This is a genomic window from Chryseomicrobium sp. FSL W7-1435, assembly GCF_038595005.1.
Lineage (GTDB): Bacteria > Bacillota > Bacilli > Bacillales_A > Planococcaceae > Chryseomicrobium.
Genome location: NZ_CP151997.1, coordinates 2351949 through 2372549, shown reverse-complemented (window position 1 = coordinate 2372549; position 20601 = coordinate 2351949). Strand labels below are relative to the sequence as shown.

Below are 20601 nucleotides of genomic sequence, written 5' to 3'. Positions count from 1 at the left end.
AGTGCATAAAAGAATATCCCATCCTTAATCAAATTGATTTTTTGTCACATCTTCCGGGAACAGGGTATACTAAATACTAATTATGTATGGAAGAAGGCGACGAGATGAATCATCCTTACGCAGATGACAGTTTGACATTACATACCGATCTTTATCAAATCAATATGGCAGAGGCTTATTGGGCAGATGGCATGCATGAGCGAAACGCTGTCTTTGAACTGTTCTTCCGCAAGCTGCCGTTTGGCAATGGCTATGCAATTTTTGCTGGTTTGGAGCGCATTCTCGACTATATTCAAAACTTTCGTTTCAGTGAATCAGATTTAGCCTACTTAACAGAACTGGGCTACCAACAAGATTTCTTAACCTATCTGAAAGATTTACGCTTCACCGGAAATATCTATGCGATGCAAGAAGGAGAGCTTGCTTTTCCTCAAGTGCCACTAGTTCGTGTCGAGGCGCCTCTAATTGAAGCGCAATTGATCGAGACGGCACTTCTCAACATCGTGAACTTCCAAACGTTGATCGCTACAAAAGCCTCTCGCATCAAACAAGTTGTGAAAGATGAAATTATCATGGAATTTGGCTCTCGACGAGCGCACGAAATGGACGCTGCCATTTGGGGAGCGCGTGCTGCTTACATCGGTGGAGCTGAAGCGACGAGCAATGTCAGAACAGGTAAACTATTTGGCATTCCTGTCTCAGGAACCCACGCACACTCGATGGTGCAGGCATATAAATCTGAATATGAAGCTTTCCATGCCTATGCCAAACGCCACAAAAAATGTGTATTTCTAGTGGATACTTATGACACGCTTAATATTGGGGTACCTACCGCTATTCAAGTAGCCAAAGAGCTCGGGGATAAAATTGACTTCGTCGGTATTCGTTTAGACAGCGGCGATATCGCATTTTTATCGAAAGAGTCTCGTCGTATGCTAGACGAAGCTGGATTCACAGACGCAAAAGTAGTGGTCTCCAATGATTTAGATGAGTACACTATTTTGAATTTAAAAGCTCAAGGGGCAAAAGTCAATATGTGGGGAATCGGTACAAAGCTGATTACTGCGTACGATCAACCAGCACTAGGTGCCGTCTACAAATTGGTATCCATTGAAAATGATCAAGGAACGATGGAAGATACAATTAAAATCTCTTCCACGACTGAAAAAGTAACCACTCCTGGTGAAAAGCGCATTTACCGTATTGTCGACCGAGAGAACGGCAAGGCAGAAGGAGATTACATTACGCTCAAGCATGAACAACCAGCCAATGAAGGGCGCTTGAAAATGTTTCATCCAGTTCATACCTTTGTTTCGAAATTTGTGACCAATTTTGATGCGATTGATTTACACCATCACGTTGTGAAGGATGGAGAAACAATTTATGAAAATCCTGCTCTTTCTGATATGCAGGCTTACGCCAAGCAAAATTTGAACCTTTTATGGGATGAATACAAAAGGTCTCTTAACCCAGAAGAGTACCCAGTCGATTTGAGTCAAGAATGCTGGGACAATAAAATGCGCAACATTCAAGAAGTCAAAGAGATGGTCGATGCACATAAAGCAGCAGGAGGGAAAGTCCAATGACATTGCAACAGGACATTATTCAAGAACTCGGTGTGAAGCCACAAATTGATGTTCACGAAGAAATTCGCACGACGATTGATTTCCTAAAGGAGTATCTTACTAAGCATCCATTTTTGAAATCATTAGTCCTTGGTATTTCAGGCGGGCAAGATTCAACACTGCTTGGTAAGCTTTCACAATTGGCAGTGGATGAACTTAATGAAGAAACACAGGGGGGCTATGAATTTATCGCTGTAAGCCTTCCTTATGGGGTACAGTTCGATGAACATGAGCGTCAAGACGCGCTTTCCTTTATCCAACCAAGCCGTCGCATCACAATCAATATTAAAGAAGCAGTAGACGCTAGCGATAAAGCTTTGCTAGAAGCGGGAATTGATTTAAGTGATTTCGCTAAGGGCAATGAAAAAGCACGTGAACGCATGAAAGCTCAGTATTCCATTGCAGCGATGTTCAAAGGAGTCGTAATCGGTACAGATCATGCAGCCGAAGCCGTTACTGGTTTCTACACGAAGTATGGTGACGGTGGAGCGGATTTGGTGCCTTTGTTCCGACTCAACAAACGTCAAGGTCGTGCGATGTTGAAAGAGCTAGGGGCACCTGAACACCTTTATATGAAGGTACCTACAGCTGACCTTGAAGAAGATCGCCCAGCTATTCCAGATGAAGTAGCACTCGGCGTAACGTATGAACATATTGATGACTATTTAGAAGGTAAGGACATCGATCCTACTGCTAAAGAGAAAATCGAAGGCTATTTCCTTCGCTCACGACACAAGCGCGCCTTACCAGTAACCGTGTTTGACACTTGGTGGAAAGAATAATTATAGATCAGTAGTGGCTGGGACAAATATAGTAACAGAACTCAATATACACAAAAAATCAGCAAATTCTCTAGAATTTACCCTAGAGAACTTGCTGATTTAATTTTGTCCAAATCTCTACTGATTTTCCTTTTTCCAGACTCTTTATTTGTTTTCTCCTAGGTCATTCGGTATGCTAAAAGGGAACTGACAAAATTTTCGAAAAATGAACGGCAATATAGAGGGGAAGAGTGCAATGGAGGCCAAAGTAAAAATAGATCAAGTACTAGAGAATATTAGTAAAGTCATCATCGGGAAACGTGAAGTCGCTGAATTATCAGTAGCTGCTTTTCTAGCGGGTGGACATATTTTACTCGAAGATGTTCCAGGCGTCGGAAAAACGATGCTTGTTCGAGCTCTAGCCAAATCCACTGGAGCTAATTTTAGGCGTATTCAATTTACACCAGACCTATTGCCATCTGACGTTGTAGGTGTGTCCATCTACAATCCAAAGGAAATGGCGTTTGAATTTCGCCCAGGACCAATCATGGGCAATATCGTCCTCGCTGATGAAATCAATCGTACCTCACCTAAAACCCAATCTGCTCTTCTAGAGGGCATGGAAGAATCCTCTGTGACCGTCGATGGGGAAACACTGGCTATCCCAAAACCATTCTTTGTCATGGCAACCCAGAATCCTATTGAACATGAAGGAACGTATCCATTACCTGAAGCTCAACTAGATCGTTTTATCATGAAACTAAAAATGGGGTACCCAACTCAAGCCGAAGAAATTCAAGTGTTAAATAGTTTAGAACACAATGTACCTATTGAGGAGTTAGATACCGTCATTACGGTCGATGAATTGATAGCCATTCAAAAAGAAGTACGAGCCGTTCACGTTTCGGATGTGCTAAAAGGGTACATCGTAGAACTGGCTACTCGAACACGCCATGATCCGTACGTTTATTTAGGCGCTAGTCCGCGTGCATCTATTGCACTTATGCGTGCTGCTCAAGCCTATTCTCTCATGCAAGGCAGGGATTACGTGACGCCAGATGATATTCAATATTTAGCGCCATTTGTTTTTGCTCACCGCATTATTCTTAAGCCAGAGGCACGTTATGAAGGCATGGCCACCCAGTCTATATTGAAGGACATTATCAAGCGCACGCCAGTGCCAGTGGAACGGAATGTTCTGACATGAAACACCATCTAGGTTTGATTGGCCTTTTCGTACTTGGCTTTACCATTTTTGCCTATGCCATGTTTCAAGGGGGGTTCGTCAGCTGGTTTTTACTGTACGCAACAATTCCTTTCCTGCTCTTTGCAGTAATCATTTATTTTTACCCTGTTCGAAAGATGACAGCGGTTCGTGAACTGACAGAGGGTGAACTAACGCGTGGTCAAACGCTAAATGTGGTGCTCCATATCAAGCGTACCGATTGGTGGCCACTGTATTATATGAAGGTCAAAGATCAACCACCTTTTCCGGAGCATGAAGCTAAACAACGTGTGGTCTTTATCGGTTTCCGCCGAGAAATCCTACTAAATTATTCAATCGAAAAACTACCACGCGGCGTTTATCAATTTGACGCTATCGAGGTAGAGTTAGTGGACTTGTTAGGCTGGTTACGAAAAAAATGGGTCATCTCGAGTCCCCAACAAGTAACCGTCTATCCACGTGTGACGGACCTTCTTTATACACCAATCGCCTCAAATTATGATCAAGGTGCGGCTCGAGCTCGTTTTCAAGCGCACAAAGAAAATTCGGTCGCTACGGGTGTCAGGGAGTACCAACCAGGAGACCGTGTTTCTTGGATCGACTGGAAATCCTTCGCAAAAAGCCAAACCCTTCGCACCAAAGATTTTGAAGACAGACAAGCTCAAGACACTCTTGTCTATGTCGACCGAACAATTGGTTCGAGTTTTGATGATGCCATCGATTTTACTTTGTCGGTCGTGCAAGCAATGGAATCTTCTGATTCAACAGGGTCTTTCATTATTCCTGGCCCACAAGGACTTCTATTACCGGTCGTCCAGCATCAAGGACATGTTGAAAAAGCCAAGCGTGAGCTAGCCACTTTAGAACCGCTTGACTCCAAATCTATGCGAAGATTAATTTCAGATGATAAACGTCTAGGTAATTTTAAAGGCATTATCTGCATCACCGCTCAATTAGAAAAAGAACGCATCGAGGCACTCACGAATATGACGCCTCGCTTACGAGAAGGCATCTGTTTTGTGATTAAAGCTGAAGGGGCACCAAGGTTAACTGCCACTGAAGTGCCAGTGGAAGACTATGCCCAAGCAAGAGGTTGGACGATCATTACATTGACGCCTACACAATTTGTCGATGCGTTTGGGGAGGTGGCGAAACGATGAAGAATCGTACTTTCCTAATGGAGGCCCTGACCTTTTTTGCCGCGCTACTGTTATTGATTGAATGGCTCGGCCCAATCGCAGAACTCACGAATATTGGCTACATACGCATTTTTTATATCTTTGTTGCCATCTCATTCTTATTGCAGTTTTTGAAAACACCTTGGTGGTTAAGTGGCTTTTTGAAGATTGCTTATATCTACTGGTTTATTGTTTCGATCTATTCTGAACATCCTGTAGCTTCAAGTGATAGCATTCGCTTTTTCATATCTGAGATTTTTTACAATATTGGCCAACTAGTGGCGCTTGACCTCACCCAAATGACAGATCCATTCCGTACAATTTTATTTTTCGTGTTACTGTGGATGACTGTTTATTTGATTGGTTATTGGATTCGTATGCGAGCCACTCTCTTTATTTTCTTTGTTCTGACTGTCACCATCATAGGTATTCTCGACACATTCACACCGTATGACGGCTCTGCTGCCATTGTTCGAGTATTTGTCATCGGTTTAGGTGTCAGTGCGTTATTATTTTTATTCCGCCTACATCAAGAACAGAAAAAAATTAACTACTTAGGTGTGGCGTTTACAGCAGGAGTTCTATTGGTCTCTGTCGCAGCGGCCATCGTCTTGCCGAAAGCAGGTCCACTGTGGCCGGATCCAGTCCCTTATTTCTACTCATCAAATCCTGATTCAGGCATTGGTGCAGGTGGGGGAAGTTCAATTAACAAGGTTGGTTATGATGAGAATGACGAACAATTGGGCGGCTCCTTCTTAAGTGATGACACAGAGGTTTTCCAAGTGCGCAGCACGTCTCGCAACTATTACCGAGTGGAAACTAAAGACACCTATACATCTAAAGGGTGGATTCAGTCTGAACCACAACTTGTTTACGATTACTACCAGACGGGAGAAGCGTTTTCTTTAGACTTTCCTCCGAGCGAGGACGAAGAGGGAGAGCAGTTAGCTTTTGATATGCAGTCAGAATTTCCGTTCTTGTTCCACACGTACGGAGCGACAGCTATTGCGAGTGACGTGGATAATTTTGATGTGCGCTTCAATCAAAGCATGAACCGCTTTGATGCCGTGAACGAGTCTGGAGTTGTCAATCCTGAAAGTTATGTAGTGGACTTTGCTGAATCATACTATCTACTGAGTGATTTACGTTCAACGGCTATCGAGGACTTAGGGCAATTAGGGAGTGAGTTTGCGCCGTTCCTTCAGTTACCCGATACTCTTCCGCAGCGCGTGCGTGATTTGGCTTTAGAAATTACTGCAGAACAACAAAGTGTTTATGATCAAGCAAAAGCAATTGAACAATACTTCCGTTCCAATGGATTTACCTACAGTCAAAACGATGTTGCCGTGCCAGAGGACGATACAGATTATGTGGATCAATTCTTGTTTGATACGAAACTTGGGTACTGTGACAACTTCTCGACATCCATGGTGGTGCTCTTGCGTGCTGCAGATATTCCTGCCCGCTGGGTAAAAGGATTTGCACCGGGAGAAGTTATTGAGACTGAAAACGGAGAACAAGTTTTTCAAGTGACTAACAACAACGCCCACTCATGGGTGGAGGCTTATCTTCCGGGAATTGGTTGGATGAATTTTGAGCCTACCATCGGTTTTACTAATACTCCAGATATTGAATTCGATATTGAGCTGAGCCCGGATGACGCCCTTGCTGCGGAACAACAAGAAATCGAACAGCAACAACAGCAAGAGCAAGAACTGGAGACACCCGAACAATCATCTGCAAATGAGTCGAGTTTCTCGATCAAACCATTTACTGACTGGTTAGCTGATAAAAAATGGTGGCTAATTGGCCTACTGGCAGTCTTGCTAGTAGTTGGTGGGGCTCTCATCAAGTGGCGTTTGAAGTGGCTGCCTAAAGTGATGCTCTCTAGATATAGTAGAAGTGCGAAGACTGAAGCAGAGTACGAGAAGATGTATCAGCAATTGCTGAGATACTTAACTCTGTATGGGTTGCCGAAAGAACCTGGATTTACGTTAAGTCGGTATGCAGCCCAAATCGACAACTATTTTGGTGGGGATCATATGAAAAAACTAACTTCCCAATATGAGCGTCAATTGTATGGGAAAGCACCTCTTGAAAATCCAGATCACTTGCGGGAAAGTTGGGAATATTTAATCAATCGCCTAAGCGGTTGATTTTGACCTACGAAGGCTGTACACTAGGTACAATTCAATATCTACACAGGCCTCGTATATGTCCATTAATCTGGTATGGATGTCTCTACCAAGTCACCGTAAATGACTTGACTATGAGGACGGATATCGCCATGCACATGCACTGGCTTTATTCGTCCTTTTAGTGATTCATTTAAAGATGGATTTCGTAGACCGCACCAGAACGCATAGATCAAGGCATCTATGCGTTTTTTTCATGACAGAACCTGTGATACTACACAATGAGGTGGACAACACATGACAGCTGCTCCTTTACTACAGGAACAAGAAAAAATCGTGGTACTCGATTTTGGTAGCCAGTACAATCAATTGATCACACGTCGCATTCGTGAATTTGGCGTATACAGTGAACTTCATCCCCATACCATCACAGCTGAAGACATCAAAAAAATGAACGCGGTCGGTATCATCTTTTCCGGTGGTCCTAATTCAGTTTATGACGTCAATGCTTTTCACGTAGACCCTGCTATCTATGACCTAGACATTCCGATCCTCGGTATTTGTTATGGAATGCAGTTGATGGCGCATTACTACGGTGGAACAGTGGAACGTGCGATGCAACGTGAATACGGCAAAGCCGACATTCAAGTTCAAAATGCTACGCAGCTTTTTGAGGCGCTACCAGACAACCAAGTGGTTTGGATGAGTCACGGTGACCATGTAACTGTGGCGCCCCCAGGATTTGAAGTCATTGCAACTAGTCCTTCATGTGAAGTGGCAGCAATGGCCAATGTAGAAGCAAACCTTTATGCCGTGCAATTCCACCCTGAAGTTCGTCACTCGATTTATGGCAATCAGTTGATCGAAAACTTCGTATTTAAAGTGTGTGGTGCTACAGGCAATTGGTCTATGGAAAGCTTTATCGAGCTGGAAGTAGAAAAAATCCGCCAACAAGTAGGGAACAAAAACGTTCTATGCGCACTTTCAGGAGGCGTCGATTCATCTGTAGTAGCAGTATTGATTCACAGAGCAATCGGGGACCAATTGACGTGTATGTTCGTAGACCACAACTTGCTTCGTAAGAATGAAGCAGATGAAGTAATGAAGATCTTTGCTGACGGCTTCAACATGAATGTGATTAAGATCGATGCACGGGAGCGCTTTATGTCGAAACTTGCAGGAGTTTCTGATCCAGAGAAGAAACGCAAAATCATCGGTAATGAATTTATCTATGTATTTGATGACGAAGCAGCTAAGCTTCCGGACATGGATTTCCTTGCGCAAGGAACACTTTATACAGATATTATCGAAAGTGGAACAGCTACTGCTCAAACGATTAAGTCCCACCACAACGTAGGTGGACTTCCTGAGGATATGAAGTTTGAATTGATCGAGCCATTAAACACTCTTTTCAAAGATGAAGTACGTGCATTAGGTGCAGAACTTGGTCTTCCTGAAAGTTTAGTTTGGCGTCAGCCTTTCCCAGGTCCGGGTCTTGCGATTCGTGTTCTTGGTGAAGTGACAGAAGAAAAACTAGAAATCGTTCGTGAATCCGATGCAATCCTTCGTGAAGAAATTGCAAAAGCTGGTCTTGACCGTGACATCTGGCAGTACTTCACAGTGCTACCTGATATCCGTAGTGTAGGTGTAATGGGCGATGCTCGCACATACGACTATACGATTGGCATACGTGCTGTAACTTCTATCGATGGAATGACTTCTGATTGGGCTCGTATCCCGTGGGATATTCTAGAACGCATTTCTGTTCGTTTGGTCAATGAAGTCAACCACATCAATCGAGTTGTCTATGATATTACTTCTAAGCCACCAGCAACGATTGAGTGGGAATAACGAACTTTAATTTAAAAACTATAAAGAATGTTCGTATTTTGTATTGACTCTCTTTCGAGTCGGTGTTATTCTACGATTATAAATTTAATAATGTCGTCGTATATATTTGGGAATAAGGCCCGAACGTCTCTACCGGATCACCGTAAATGATCTGACTACGATGAGCACTGCATTCCGACATTTGTTGGTTTGTTTTGCTTATTTTAGGGGGTATACGATTTTTCGTATACTCTCTTTTTTGTGGGAAAGGCTTGTACCGCGCGACAAACCAGGAGGAAATTATGAAAAAGTATTTTCGTTTTGAAGAGTTAGGCACAAATTACCGCAGAGAAATTATCGGGGGATTGACTACATTCTTGGCTATGGCCTACATCTTAGTTGTCAATCCACTCACACTTTCGCTCGAGACAGTACCTGGACTACCAGATTCCATGTACATGGACAAAGGGGCGGTCTTTACAGCAACGGCATTAGCTGCTGCCATTGGTTCTCTCGTTATGGGTCTGCTCGCCAAATACCCAATCGCTCTGGCTCCAGGGATGGGGCTTAACGCATTCTTTGCTTATACAGTTATACTGACTATGGAAATTCCGTGGCAAGTAGCTCTTACAGGGGTGTTATTCTCAGGACTTATCTTTATTGTCTTATCGTTATCAGGTATTCGTGAAGTCATCATTAATTCTATACCGAGTGAGTTGAAATACGCAGTCGGTGCTGGTATCGGATTGTTTATTACGTTTATTGGTCTTCAAAATGCACAAATTATCGTGAACAACGATGCTGTCCTTTTAGGGATTGGTAATCTAGCAGATCCAAATGTATTATTAACAATCTTCGGTCTCATCATCACTGTTGTTATGATGGTGAAAGGAATTAAAGGCGGTATTTTTTACGGTTTAGCGATTACTGCTATCATCGGTATGATTTTCTCTCTTGTGCCAATGCCATCAGGAATTATTGGAGAAGTTCCAAGTGTTAGCTCTACATTTGGTGTAGCGTTCGAACCGATCTTTAATGATCCTACATCATTATTAACTGTACAATTCCTAATTGTTGTTCTAACTTTCTTGTTTGTTGATTTCTTTGATACAGCAGGTACATTGATTTCAGTTGCCAATCAAGCAGGTTTAATGAAGGATGAAAAGTTGCCACGTGCAAGCAAAGCGTTGTTGTCTGATGCAATCGCTACAACAGCTGGTGCAATCGTCGGAACTTCAACGACTACATCTTATGTGGAATCAACAGCAGGTGTAGCAGCTGGTGCAAGGTCAGGACTTGCAGCAGTTGTCACAGGTATCTTGTTCTTATTATCCTTATTCTTCTACCCATTATTAAGTGTCATTACGGCAAGTGTTACGGCTCCAGCATTGATCATTGTCGGAGTATTAATGGTAAGTTCAATCGGAAAAATTGATTGGACACGTTTTGAAGTGGCAGTACCAGCATTCTTCGTCATTTTGATGATGCCACTAACTTATTCAATCGCTACAGGGATTGCTATTGGGTTTATCTTCTACCCGATTACTATGTTAGTAGCTGGAAGAGCTAAAGAAATTCATCCTATTATGTATGGCTTGTTCTTTGTCTTCTTGGCATACTTTATCTTCTTATAAGAAGAAACTCCAAAAACCTACCGAATTTCGGTAGGTTTTTTTAGTAGAGAAAGAAGCGATGTTTTTCTCAAGAACACACTTGTACTTTTCAGAATAAAGTGTTATTATATTTTTACTGCATTTTAGTTGACTCTGTATTTAAAAGGATGATAAGATACAAAGGTCGCCAAGAGAGAACGAAACAAATGGTTGACAACATATCATAAGATTTGTTATGATATTAAAGTTGTCTCAAGACGACATATGAACATTGAAAACTGAACATGCAAGACGTCAAGATAGAGCGTCACCGCCCCGACCCCCGTTGGGTGTGCGTGACGCAAACACGAACCAAGTCACTTCCTATAAACGGACGTGATGGACGTTCAAAAATGGATATCGTTACTTTTTAAAAGTAACAGATGCCAGCAACAAAATGAGCTTATATTAAGTTCTCTTTATGGAGAGTTTGATCCTGGCTCAGGACGAACGCTGGCGGCGTGCCTAATACATGCAAGTCGAGCGGATGAAAAGAGGAGCTTGCTCCTCTCGATTCAGCGGCGGACGGGTGAGTAACACGTGGGCAACCTGCCCTGTAGATTGGGATAACTCCGGGAAACCGGGGCTAATACCGAATAATCCATCGGACCTCATGGTCCGATGTTGAAAGACGGTTTCGGCTGTCACTACAGGATGGGCCCGCGGCGCATTAGCTAGTTGGTGAGGTAACGGCTCACCAAGGCCACGATGCGTAGCCGACCTGAGAGGGTGATCGGCCACACTGGGACTGAGACACGGCCCAGACTCCTACGGGAGGCAGCAGTAGGGAATCTTCCACAATGGACGAAAGTCTGATGGAGCAACGCCGCGTGAGTGAAGAAGGTTCTCGGATCGTAAAACTCTGTTGTGAGGGAAGAACAAGTACCGGAGTAACTGTCGGTACCTTGACGGTACCTCATTAGAAAGCCACGGCTAACTACGTGCCAGCAGCCGCGGTAATACGTAGGTGGCAAGCGTTGTCCGGAATCATTGGGCGTAAAGCGCGCGCAGGCGGTCCCTTAAGTCTGATGTGAAAGCCCACGGCTCAACCGTGGAGGGTCATTGGAAACTGGGGGACTTGAGTGCAGAAGAGGAAAGCGGAATTCCAAGTGTAGCGGTGAAATGCGTAGAGATTTGGAGGAACACCAGTGGCGAAGGCGGCTTTCTGGTCTGTAACTGACGCTGAGGCGCGAAAGCGTGGGGAGCAAACAGGATTAGATACCCTGGTAGTCCACGCCGTAAACGATGAGTGCTAAGTGTTAGGGGGTTTCCGCCCCTTAGTGCTGCAGCTAACGCATTAAGCACTCCGCCTGGGGAGTACGGTCGCAAGACTGAAACTCAAAGGAATTGACGGGGGCCCGCACAAGCGGTGGAGCATGTGGTTTAATTCGAAGCAACGCGAAGAACCTTACCAGGTCTTGACATCCCGCCGACCGCCTAGGAGACTAGGCCTTCCCTTCGGGGACGGCGGTGACAGGTGGTGCATGGTTGTCGTCAGCTCGTGTCGTGAGATGTTGGGTTAAGTCCCGCAACGAGCGCAACCCTTGATCTTAGTTGCCAGCATTCAGTTGGGCACTCTAAGGTGACTGCCGGTGACAAACCGGAGGAAGGTGGGGATGACGTCAAATCATCATGCCCCTTATGACCTGGGCTACACACGTGCTACAATGGATGGTACAAAGGGCTGCAAACCCGCGAGGGCAAGCCAATCCCATAAAACCATTCTCAGTTCGGATTGTAGGCTGCAACTCGCCTACATGAAGCTGGAATCGCTAGTAATCGTGGATCAGCATGCCACGGTGAATACGTTCCCGGGCCTTGTACACACCGCCCGTCACACCACGAGAGTTTGTAACACCCGAAGTCGGTGGGGTAACCATTTATGGAGCCAGCCGCCGAAGGTGGGACAGATGATTGGGGTGAAGTCGTAACAAGGTAGCCGTATCGGAAGGTGCGGCTGGATCACCTCCTTTCTAAGGAATATTTCGGAACAGACCCTTGGGTCTGAGACTTGACGTCTTGCAGTTCAGTTTTGAATGTTCATACATTCAGAACCTGTTCTTTGAAAACTGGATAGAACGACATTGATTGTAACAAACACAACGTCAAGCAATTGACGTGTGACCTTAAGTCTCTTCTTTTTTAGAGGAGCACTAACTTAGGTTAAGTTAGGAAGGGCGCACGGTGGATGCCTTGGCACTAGGAGCCTATGAAGGACGGCACTAACACCGATATGCTTCGGGGAGCTGTAAGTGAGCTTTGATCCGGAGATTTCCGAATGGGGAAACCCAGCATGCGTAATGGCATGTTACCTTCCAGTGAATACATAGCTGGTCGGAGGCAGACCCAGGGAACTGAAACATCTAAGTACCTGGAGGAAGAGAAAGAAAAATCGATTCCCTGAGTAGCGGCGAGCGAAACGGGAAGAGCCCAAACCAAGAGGCTTGCCTCTTGGGGTTGTAGGACACTCTATACGGAGTTACAAAGGCGATAGGTAGACGAAGCGGTCTGGAAAGGCCCACGACACGAGGTAAAAGTCCTGTAGTCCAAACCCATTGCCCTCCAGAGTGTATCCTGAGTACGGCGGAACACGTGAAATTCCGTCGGAATCCGGGAGGACCATCTCCCAAGGCTAAATACTCCCTAGTGACCGATAGTGAACCAGTACCGTGAGGGAAAGGTGAAAAGCACCCCGGAAGGGGAGTGAAACAGATCCTGAAACCGTGTGCCTACAAGTAGTTAGAGCCCGTTAATGGGTGATAGCGTGCCTTTTGTAGAATGAACCGGCGAGTTACGATTCCATGCAAGGTTAAGTCGAGGAGACGGAGCCGCAGCGAAAGCGAGTCTGAATAGGGCGAATGAGTATGGGGTCGTAGACCCGAAACCAGGTGATCTACCCATGTCCAGGATGAAGGTGAGGTAACACTCACTGGAGGTCCGAACCCACGCACGTTGAAAAGTGCGGGGATGAGGTGTGGGTAGCGGAGAAATTCCAATCGAACCTGGAGATAGCTGGTTCTCTCCGAAATAGCTTTAGGGCTAGCCTCAGATAAAGAATCTCGGAGGTAGAGCACTGTTTGGACTAGGGGCCCATCCCGGGTTACCGAATTCAGACAAACTCCGAATGCCGATGATTTGTATCTGGGAGTCAGACTGCGAGTGATAAGATCCGTAGTCAAGAGGGAAACAGCCCAGACCACCAGCTAAGGTCCCAAAGTAACCGTTAAGTGGAAAAGGATGTGGCGTTGCTTAGACAACCAGGATGTTGGCTTAGAAGCAGCCATCATTTAAAGAGTGCGTAATAGCTCACTGGTCGAGTGACGCTGCGCCGAAAATGTATCGGGGCTAAACGGTTCACCGAAGCTGTGGATGCATACCTAGGGTATGCGTGGTAGGAGAGCGTTCTAAGGGCGTCGAAGCTTGACCGGAAGGACAGGTGGAGCGCTTAGAAGTGAGAATGCCGGTATGAGTAGCGAAAGATGGGTGAGAATCCCATCCACCGTATGACCAAGGTTTCCTGAGGAAGGCTCGTCCGCTCAGGGTCAGTCGGGACCTAAGTCGAGGCCGATAGGCGTAGACGATGGACAACAGGTTGATATTCCTGTACCACCTCCCCGCCATTTGAGTGATGGGGGGACGCAGTAGGATAGGGAAGCGTGCGGCTGGAAGTGCACGTTCAAGCAGTGAGGTGTGATGTGAGGCAAATCCCGCATCTACAACACCAGGCTGTGACGAGGAGGACGTAGTCCGAAGTTTCTGATTTCACGCTGCCAAGAAAAGCCTCTAGCGAGGCGGGAGGTGCCCGTACCGCAAACCGACACAGGTGGTCGAGGAGAGAATCCTAAGGTGAGCGAGTGAACTCTCGTTAAGGAACTCGGCAAAATGACCCCGTAACTTCGGGAGAAGGGGTGCTCTGACAGGGTGAAAGCCCGAGAGAGCCGCAGTGAATAGGCCCAGGCGACTGTTTAGCAAAAACACAGGTCTCTGCAAAACCGTAAGGTGACGTATAGGGGCTGACGCCTGCCCGGTGCTGGAAGGTTAAGAGGAGTGCTTAGCGCAAGCGAAGGTGCGAATTGAAGCCCCAGTAAACGGCGGCCGTAACTATAACGGTCCTAAGGTAGCGAAATTCCTTGTCGGGTAAGTTCCGACCCGCACGAAAGGCGTAACGATCTGGGCACTGTCTCAACGAGAGACTCGGTGAAATTATAGTACCTGTGAAGATGCAGGTTACCCGCGACAGGACGGAAAGACCCCGTGGAGCTTTACTGTAGCCTGATATTGAACTTTGGTGCAACTTGTACAGGATAGGTAGGAGCCTAAGAGCCCGGAGCGCCAGCTTCGGAGGAGGCGTCGGTGGGATACTACCCTGGTTGTATTGAAGTTCTAACCCATGCCCGTTACCCGGGCAGGAGACAGTGTCAGGCGGACAGTTTGACTGGGGCGGTCGCCTCCTAAAGTGTAACGGAGGCGCCCAAAGGTTCCCTCAGAATGGTTGGAAATCATTCGTAGAGTGTAAAGGCATAAGGGAGCTTGACTGCGAGACCTACAAGTCGAGCAGGGTCGAAAGACGGGCTTAGTGATCCGGTGGTTCCGCATGGAAGGGCCATCGCTCAACGGATAAAAGCTACCCCGGGGATAACAGGCTTATCTCCCCCAAGAGTCCACATCGACGGGGAGGTTTGGCACCTCGATGTCGGCTCATCGCATCCTGGGGCTGTAGTCGGTCCCAAGGGTTGGGCTGTTCGCCCATTAAAGCGGTACGCGAGCTGGGTTCAGAACGTCGTGAGACAGTTCGGTCCCTATCCGTCGTGGGCGTAGGAAATTTGAGAGGAGCTGTCCTTAGTACGAGAGGACCGGGATGGACACACCGCTGGTGTACCAGTTGTCTTGCCAAAGGCATCGCTGGGTAGCTATGTGTGGACGGGATAAGTGCTGAAAGCATCTAAGCATGAAGCCCCCCTCAAGATGAGATTTCCCATTACGCAAGTAAGTAAGATCCCTCAAAGACGATGAGGTAGATAGGTTCGGGGTGGAAGCACAGCGATGTGTGGAGCTGACGAATACTAATCGATCGAGGACTTAACCAAAAAATCAATGAAGTTCTATCCAGTTTTGAGCGAACAGGCTCAAGGTCTAGTGATGATGGCGAAGAGGTCACACCCGTTCCCATACCGAACACGGAAGTTAAGCTCTTCAGCGCCGATGGTAGTTGGGGGTCTCCCCCTGTGAGAGTAGGACGTCGCTGGGCACACACAAGAAGGTCATCCCGTCAGGGGTGGCTTTTTTTTGCGTTCAGAGAGATCTTTTGAGACGGGTAGGGCTTGGGTTGGGAATCTTCCGGTAGAGAGCGGCGATTTAGTTTCCATAACAAGAGTATCGGGTGAAACGCGTAAAATAGGGGGCGAAACTCCCGACACAATCGACAAAACCCCCGACACTATCGCCGAAACTCTTCAATTAGTCGTCGAAACGCTACCGCAGAGTTGTCTGTGAGTACTGACAATCACAAAGCCCTTCCTAGCAAGCCCTTGAGTGTTCAAGAGCTCTTTCTAGCAAGGGCTTGGGCAGCTCTAGGGTCGACCTGACACAAATTGGTTTCCATAATAGCAGCATCGTGTGAAACGCAGAAAATAGAGGTCGAAACTCTCGACACAATCGGCAAAACCTTCGACATAATCGCCGAAACTCTTCAATTACTCATCGAAACGCTACCGTAGTTCTGTCAACATCACCCCTGTGCAACCCAAAGCTAGGACTTACTCTGTCTGGACAGCCACTCAAGCGTGTTTAAAATAAGCACTGACTTGTGAGTGCTGAAAAGTACAAAGTCCTTCCTAGAAAGCCCTGGAGTGTCCAAGAGCTCTTTCTAGCAAGGGCTTGGGCATCAACTAAAATGAAGCACTTCAACACGCCTGATACAGCTGGAAACGATTGTGAGAGAGCAAACTAAGAAGAATCGCGCTCGGGCCGCTCGAATAGGGAGGCCCAAGTCTTCTTCGTTCTTAATTTGCTCTTTTGTATAAGCGTCGTAACATAGATTTGGTTTTTTAAAACACACTCTGAACTATAAAAACTGCAACTATAGTTTACATAATATCAGCAATGTAAGAGTGAGGAACGCTAACGTCATAATGGAGCGAGTTAACGTCAGAATAAGCGCAATCAACGTCACAATCAGCAAACTTAACGTCACAATCAACCCAAGTCGCACCCCCTGGATCCGCACAAAAAAACCTCTCTCCACTGAAGTGGAAAGAGGTTTTCTAGTAACTAGATTATTCGTTGATTGTTACATTACGTAATTGGTAGATACCGTCAGTGCCGATATCGAATCCTTGTACGTTGTCAGCGACACCAGTCAAGTACTCAGTGTGAAGTAAGAATGCCATTGGAGCGTCATCAGTTAATAACTGAGCAGCTTCTGCATAGATTGCTTCACGAGCGGCTGGATCTGCTTCTTGGCGACCTTGATCAAGTAATGCGTCTACTTCTGGGTTTTCGTAGAATGAACGGTTACCTGGGTTACCTTTTTGTGAAGAGTGGAACAATGCATACATACCGTAGTCAGCGTCACCAGTTGGGTTAGACCAACCTAGGATGAACATATCGTGCTCACCAGCAGCAGTTTTCTCTAGGTACGTACCGAATTCCATAACTTCAATTTCAACAGTGATGTTCAATTCAGCTAATGCTTCTTGAACTAAAATTGCGATTGCTTGACGTTGTGGGTTATCGTTTGTCCAAATTGTTGTTTCGAAACCATCAGCCATACCCGCTTCTTCAAGAAGAGCACGAGCTTCGTCCATGTTGTATTCTACAACATCGATGTCTTCAGTGTATCCGAAGATACCAGGTGCTAAAGGTCCGATTGCTGGAATTCCGTAGTTATCGTAGATACCGCTGATGATAGACTCACGGTCGATAGCTTTAGAGATTGCTTGACGAACTAATGGGTTGTCAAATGGTGCTTTTTCTGTGTTGAAACCAAGGTAAGCTAAGCTTGAAGAAGCTTTTTGGTTTACAGATGCTACGCCAGAATTGTTGATACGTTCAACTTCGTTTGGTTGAACTGGATCGATGATGTGTACGTTACCAGTTTCAAGATCAGCAGCACGTACTTGTGAATCTGGAACAACGCGGAATGTAACTGAATCTACTTTCGCGCCGTCTTCACCCCAATATTCTTCGTTCTTTACAAGTTTGATTTCTGAACCTGGAGTCCAAGAATCAAATTTGAAGAATCCAGTTCCAACTGGTTCTTGTGAGATAACAGAACCTGGATCAGAACCACCATTTAATGCTTCGTAATCTGCTTCAATAGAAGCTGGAGATACCATACCGCCACCGTTGTGTGAAAGGTGAGCAAGTAATGGTGCAAATGGGTACTCAGTAGTGATGTTTACTTCGTAATCACCAACAACTTCAACATTTGTAATCATTTCAAATAGGAAGAGACGTGGAGAAGCTACAGCAGGATCAAGGATACGATCCAAGTTTGCTTTCACAACTTCAGCATTGAATTCTTCGCCATCGTGGAACATTACGCCTTCACGTAATTTGAATGACCAAGTTGTTTCATCAACTTGCTCCCAAGACTCAGCAAGACCTGGTACGATTTCATTGTTTTCATCACGGTTAACTAGTGTCTCATAGATGTTTGCCTGAACGACTGAAGATGGAACATCATTTGAACCAGCAGGATCAAGTGAAGAAGCATCTGATAATACAGCAAGGATTAAGTCGCCGCCTTCTGCTCCAGCATTTTCAGTACCTTCTGTGCCTTCTGTTTCTTCTGCTGGATCTTCAGTAGTGTTTTCGTTATCACTACCACCTGCGCAAGCTGCAAGAACTAGTGCAAGCATAAGCGTCAGCAGAAGGAACAAAAGTGACTTTTTGTTAATAGCCATACGTGAATTGCCCCCTATACATTAAATGTTTTGAATATTAGAGTGAACATAATATTCAAAAAATAATATACCATACTATACATTGTGGTACAAGGTAAATATTTCCATTTAGTAGATAAAGAAGGTGGATTAATAGATCTACAAAAAAGAAAAAAATAATATTTTTATGATTTGGTTACCAGTATAAGACATATATTTCTGTAGAAAATTATATTGATATATCAATTATAGAGTGTTGTATGCGCTTTCATGTTAAAATAAGCTTTCTCTAATATAATAATATTTTGTTCTGTTTATTCTGATAATAAAGTAATGTAGTTTTTTTCAATAAATCTAAACTAGTCATATAAGCGTGAATCTTGTAAAATAAGCTAGTCTACGTTTTTGACAGAATAGTTAAATAAGAAAGGGTGTTAACTTCATGAGTGAGGAAACAGTGAATCATCCTGTGACAGCCAAAAAGGTGAATCCGCAACTAGAGAGCTTCAAACAATTTTGGCGTCGACTTGCCAAAAACAGAGCGGCTCTTATTGGTGGCATCATGATTCTATTTTTCATTGTCATGGCCTTTGTCGGTCCTTGGATCATTTCAACATTTACGGACATGGAACCAAACAGAACGAGCGTTGCAAATAAGCTGCAAGGTCCTTCTGCTGAACACTGGTTTGGAACAGATAGTTTTGGGCGTGATATCTTCACGCGAATCGTCTTTGGAATGAAACTTACATTATATGTAGGATTCTTATCTGTATTAGTCGGTGGTGTTATCGGGGTTATCCTTGGTATCGTGTCTGGCTATTACGGCGGTATGATTGATACGCTAATTATGCGTTTGATGGATGTTCTTTTAGCATTCCCAGGGATTTTGTTAGCGCTTGCTATCGTAGCAGTACTTGGAGGAAGTTTGACGAACGTAATTATTGCTGTTGGTATTTTCTCTGTTCCAGCATTCGCGCGTATTGTTCGTGGTTCAACTTTATCCGTCCGAAAGCTTGAATACATTGATGCGGTTCGAGCACTCGGTGCATCAGATTTTCGAATTATCTTTAAACATATTTTACCGAATGTTATGTCACCGATTATTGTGCAAGCATCTTTACGTATTGCAACAGCCATCTTAACAGGTGCTGGATTAGCGTTTCTTGGCCTTGGTGCACAGCCACCAGCTCCGGAGTGGGGTGCGATGCTAAATGAAGGTCGTCAATATATGTATGAGGCTGGTCATGTTGCATTATTCCCAGGAATTATGATTGTGCTAGTTGTACTTGCGTTCAACATCTTTGGCGATGGAGTTCGTGACGCATTAGATCCAAAAATGAAAAAATAGGGGTGACTAACGTTGACTAAATATATTATCCGAAGACTTCTTCAGACCATTCCAGTGTTACTCGGGGTAACGATATTAGTATTCTCGTTAATGCACCTCGTACCTGGTGACCCAGCGAAAATAATTGCTGGTGAAGGAGCGTCAGAACAAACTGTTGATAACATCCGTGAGCGACTTGGATTAAACGAATCGTTACCTGTTCAATACGGAACATTTCTAGGAAATGCTTTACAAGGTGATTTGGGTTCTTCGATTCGTTCAGGACGACCAGTAATGGATGAAATTTCGACCAAGTTCTGGGTGACCTTCGAACTGGCCTTTTATTCTACCATTGTTGCAGTATTCTTAGGATTGATTGCTGGGATTATTTCTGCAGTGCGGCACTACACCTTAACCGATGTGACCGTGATGATCATTGCGCTATTTGGTCTTTCAATGCCAAACTTCTGGTTTGGACTGCTTCTAATACAGTGGTTTGCTATTGGAAACTGGATGCCAGAATCATTAGAGTTCTTGAAGATGAGGCCTTCTGGTTGGGGAGATGACTGGAGACAGATTGTTCTTCCTGTTATAACACTTGGTACTGGTGGTGCAGCCATCATTGCCCGAATGACTCGTTCTTCTATGCTTGAAGTAATCGGCCAAGATTATATCCGTACAGCGCGTGCTAAAGGATTAACGGAGCGTATTGTCGTTTATCGTCATGCTCTTAAAAATGCATTGATTCCAGTAGTCACGGTTGTTGGACTAGAATTTGGTGGCTTCCTTGGTGGAGCCGTATTAACGGAAACTATTTTTGCTATCAATGGTATGGGACGTTTGACAATTGATGCAATTCGTACCCGTGACTTCCCTGTTGTACAAGGGACAGTACTTGTTATCTCTGTAGTATTTGTAGTTGTAAACTTACTTGTTGATATTTCATATCGCTACTTAAATAAACGTATTGATTTAAACTAGG

10 protein-coding genes, 3 rRNA genes and 2 riboswitches are annotated in these 20601 nt (G+C 44.9%); of the genes, 12 read left to right on the top strand and 1 reads right to left on the bottom strand.

Annotation, left to right across the window (positions count from 1 at the left end):
* Positions 1–104 precede the first annotated feature (104 nt).
* The 10 genes from MKY84_RS11975 (at position 105) to rrf (ending at position 15654) form a co-directional block, all read left to right on the top strand.
* Positions 105–1586 (top strand): nicotinate phosphoribosyltransferase, encoded by a 1482-nt coding sequence (locus MKY84_RS11975; protein ID WP_342526270.1) that lies wholly within the window; start codon positions 105–107, stop codon positions 1584–1586.
* Entirely contained in the window at positions 1583–2407 is an 825-nt protein-coding gene (gene nadE / locus MKY84_RS11970) for an ammonia-dependent NAD(+) synthetase (RefSeq protein ID WP_342526268.1), read from the top strand. Before MKY84_RS11975 ends, nadE begins: the two co-directional genes overlap by 4 nt.
* 235 nt (positions 2408–2642) lie before the next feature.
* Positions 2643–3593 (top strand): MoxR family ATPase, encoded by a 951-nt coding sequence (locus MKY84_RS11965; RefSeq protein ID WP_342528892.1) that lies wholly within the window; start codon positions 2643–2645, stop codon positions 3591–3593.
* The gene (locus tag MKY84_RS11960) at positions 3590–4771 is read left to right on the top strand and encodes a DUF58 domain-containing protein (RefSeq protein WP_342526266.1); all 1182 of its coding nucleotides are present in this window, start codon (positions 3590–3592) and stop codon (positions 4769–4771) included. The genes MKY84_RS11965 and MKY84_RS11960 overlap by 4 nt, the downstream gene beginning before the upstream one ends.
* Positions 4768–6945 carry a transglutaminase domain-containing protein gene (locus tag MKY84_RS11955; RefSeq protein ID WP_342526264.1) on the top strand — a complete coding sequence of 726 codons (2178 nt, stop codon included), beginning with the start codon at positions 4768–4770 and terminating at the stop codon, positions 6943–6945. Before MKY84_RS11960 ends, MKY84_RS11955 begins: the two co-directional genes overlap by 4 nt.
* Before the next feature lie 32 nt (positions 6946–6977).
* Positions 6978–7079: riboswitch (purine riboswitch) on the top strand.
* 142 nt (positions 7080–7221) lie between these two features.
* The gene (gene guaA / locus MKY84_RS11950) at positions 7222–8775 is read left to right on the top strand and encodes a glutamine-hydrolyzing GMP synthase (protein ID WP_342526262.1); all 1554 of its coding nucleotides are present in this window, start codon (positions 7222–7224) and stop codon (positions 8773–8775) included.
* A 76-nt stretch (positions 8776–8851) separates the two neighbouring features.
* Positions 8852–8953, top strand: a riboswitch (purine riboswitch).
* A 103-nt stretch (positions 8954–9056) separates the two neighbouring features.
* Positions 9057–10388 carry an NCS2 family permease gene (locus tag MKY84_RS11945; protein WP_342526260.1) on the top strand — a complete coding sequence of 444 codons (1332 nt, stop codon included), beginning with the start codon at positions 9057–9059 and terminating at the stop codon, positions 10386–10388.
* A 436-nt stretch (positions 10389–10824) separates the two neighbouring features.
* A 16S ribosomal RNA gene (locus tag MKY84_RS11940) occupies positions 10825–12379 on the top strand.
* A 188-nt stretch (positions 12380–12567) separates the two neighbouring features.
* Positions 12568–15493: ribosomal RNA gene (locus MKY84_RS11935) — 23S ribosomal RNA — on the top strand.
* 45 nt (positions 15494–15538) lie between these two features.
* Positions 15539–15654 (top strand): 5S ribosomal RNA (gene rrf / locus MKY84_RS11930).
* Together the 16S, 23S and 5S rRNA genes form the textbook arrangement of a ribosomal RNA operon.
* A gap of 1027 nt (positions 15655–16681) precedes the next feature.
* Here rrf and MKY84_RS11925 read toward each other — a convergent pair.
* A complete protein-coding gene (locus MKY84_RS11925) occupies positions 16682–18313 on the bottom strand; it encodes a glutathione ABC transporter substrate-binding protein (protein ID WP_342526259.1) in 1632 nt (543 codons plus the stop codon).
* A gap of 421 nt (positions 18314–18734) precedes the next feature.
* Between MKY84_RS11925 and MKY84_RS11920 the strand changes: the two genes are divergently transcribed.
* Both MKY84_RS11920 and MKY84_RS11915 read left to right on the top strand, forming a co-directional pair.
* The gene (locus MKY84_RS11920) at positions 18735–19640 is read left to right on the top strand and encodes an ABC transporter permease subunit (protein WP_342526258.1); all 906 of its coding nucleotides are present in this window, start codon (positions 18735–18737) and stop codon (positions 19638–19640) included.
* A 12-nt stretch (positions 19641–19652) separates the two neighbouring features.
* Positions 19653–20600 carry an ABC transporter permease gene (locus tag MKY84_RS11915; protein WP_342526257.1) on the top strand — a complete coding sequence of 316 codons (948 nt, stop codon included), beginning with the start codon at positions 19653–19655 and terminating at the stop codon, positions 20598–20600.
* Position 20601: the final 1 nt, after the last annotated feature.

Coding starts and splice junctions, on each gene's coding strand:
- MKY84_RS11975 (WP_342526270.1), top strand. CDS start 105: ATGAATCATCCTTACGCAGATGACAGTTTGACATTACATACCGATCTT.
- nadE (WP_342526268.1), top strand. CDS start 1,583: ATGACATTGCAACAGGACATTATTCAAGAACTCGGTGTGAAGCCACAA.
- MKY84_RS11965 (WP_342528892.1), top strand. CDS start 2,643: ATGGAGGCCAAAGTAAAAATAGATCAAGTACTAGAGAATATTAGTAAA.
- MKY84_RS11960 (WP_342526266.1), top strand. CDS start 3,590: ATGAAACACCATCTAGGTTTGATTGGCCTTTTCGTACTTGGCTTTACC.
- MKY84_RS11955 (WP_342526264.1), top strand. CDS start 4,768: ATGAAGAATCGTACTTTCCTAATGGAGGCCCTGACCTTTTTTGCCGCG.
- guaA (WP_342526262.1), top strand. CDS start 7,222: ATGACAGCTGCTCCTTTACTACAGGAACAAGAAAAAATCGTGGTACTC.
- MKY84_RS11945 (WP_342526260.1), top strand. CDS start 9,057: ATGAAAAAGTATTTTCGTTTTGAAGAGTTAGGCACAAATTACCGCAGA.
- MKY84_RS11925 (WP_342526259.1), bottom strand. CDS start 18,313: ATGGCTATTAACAAAAAGTCACTTTTGTTCCTTCTGCTGACGCTTATG.
- MKY84_RS11920 (WP_342526258.1), top strand. CDS start 18,735: ATGAGTGAGGAAACAGTGAATCATCCTGTGACAGCCAAAAAGGTGAAT.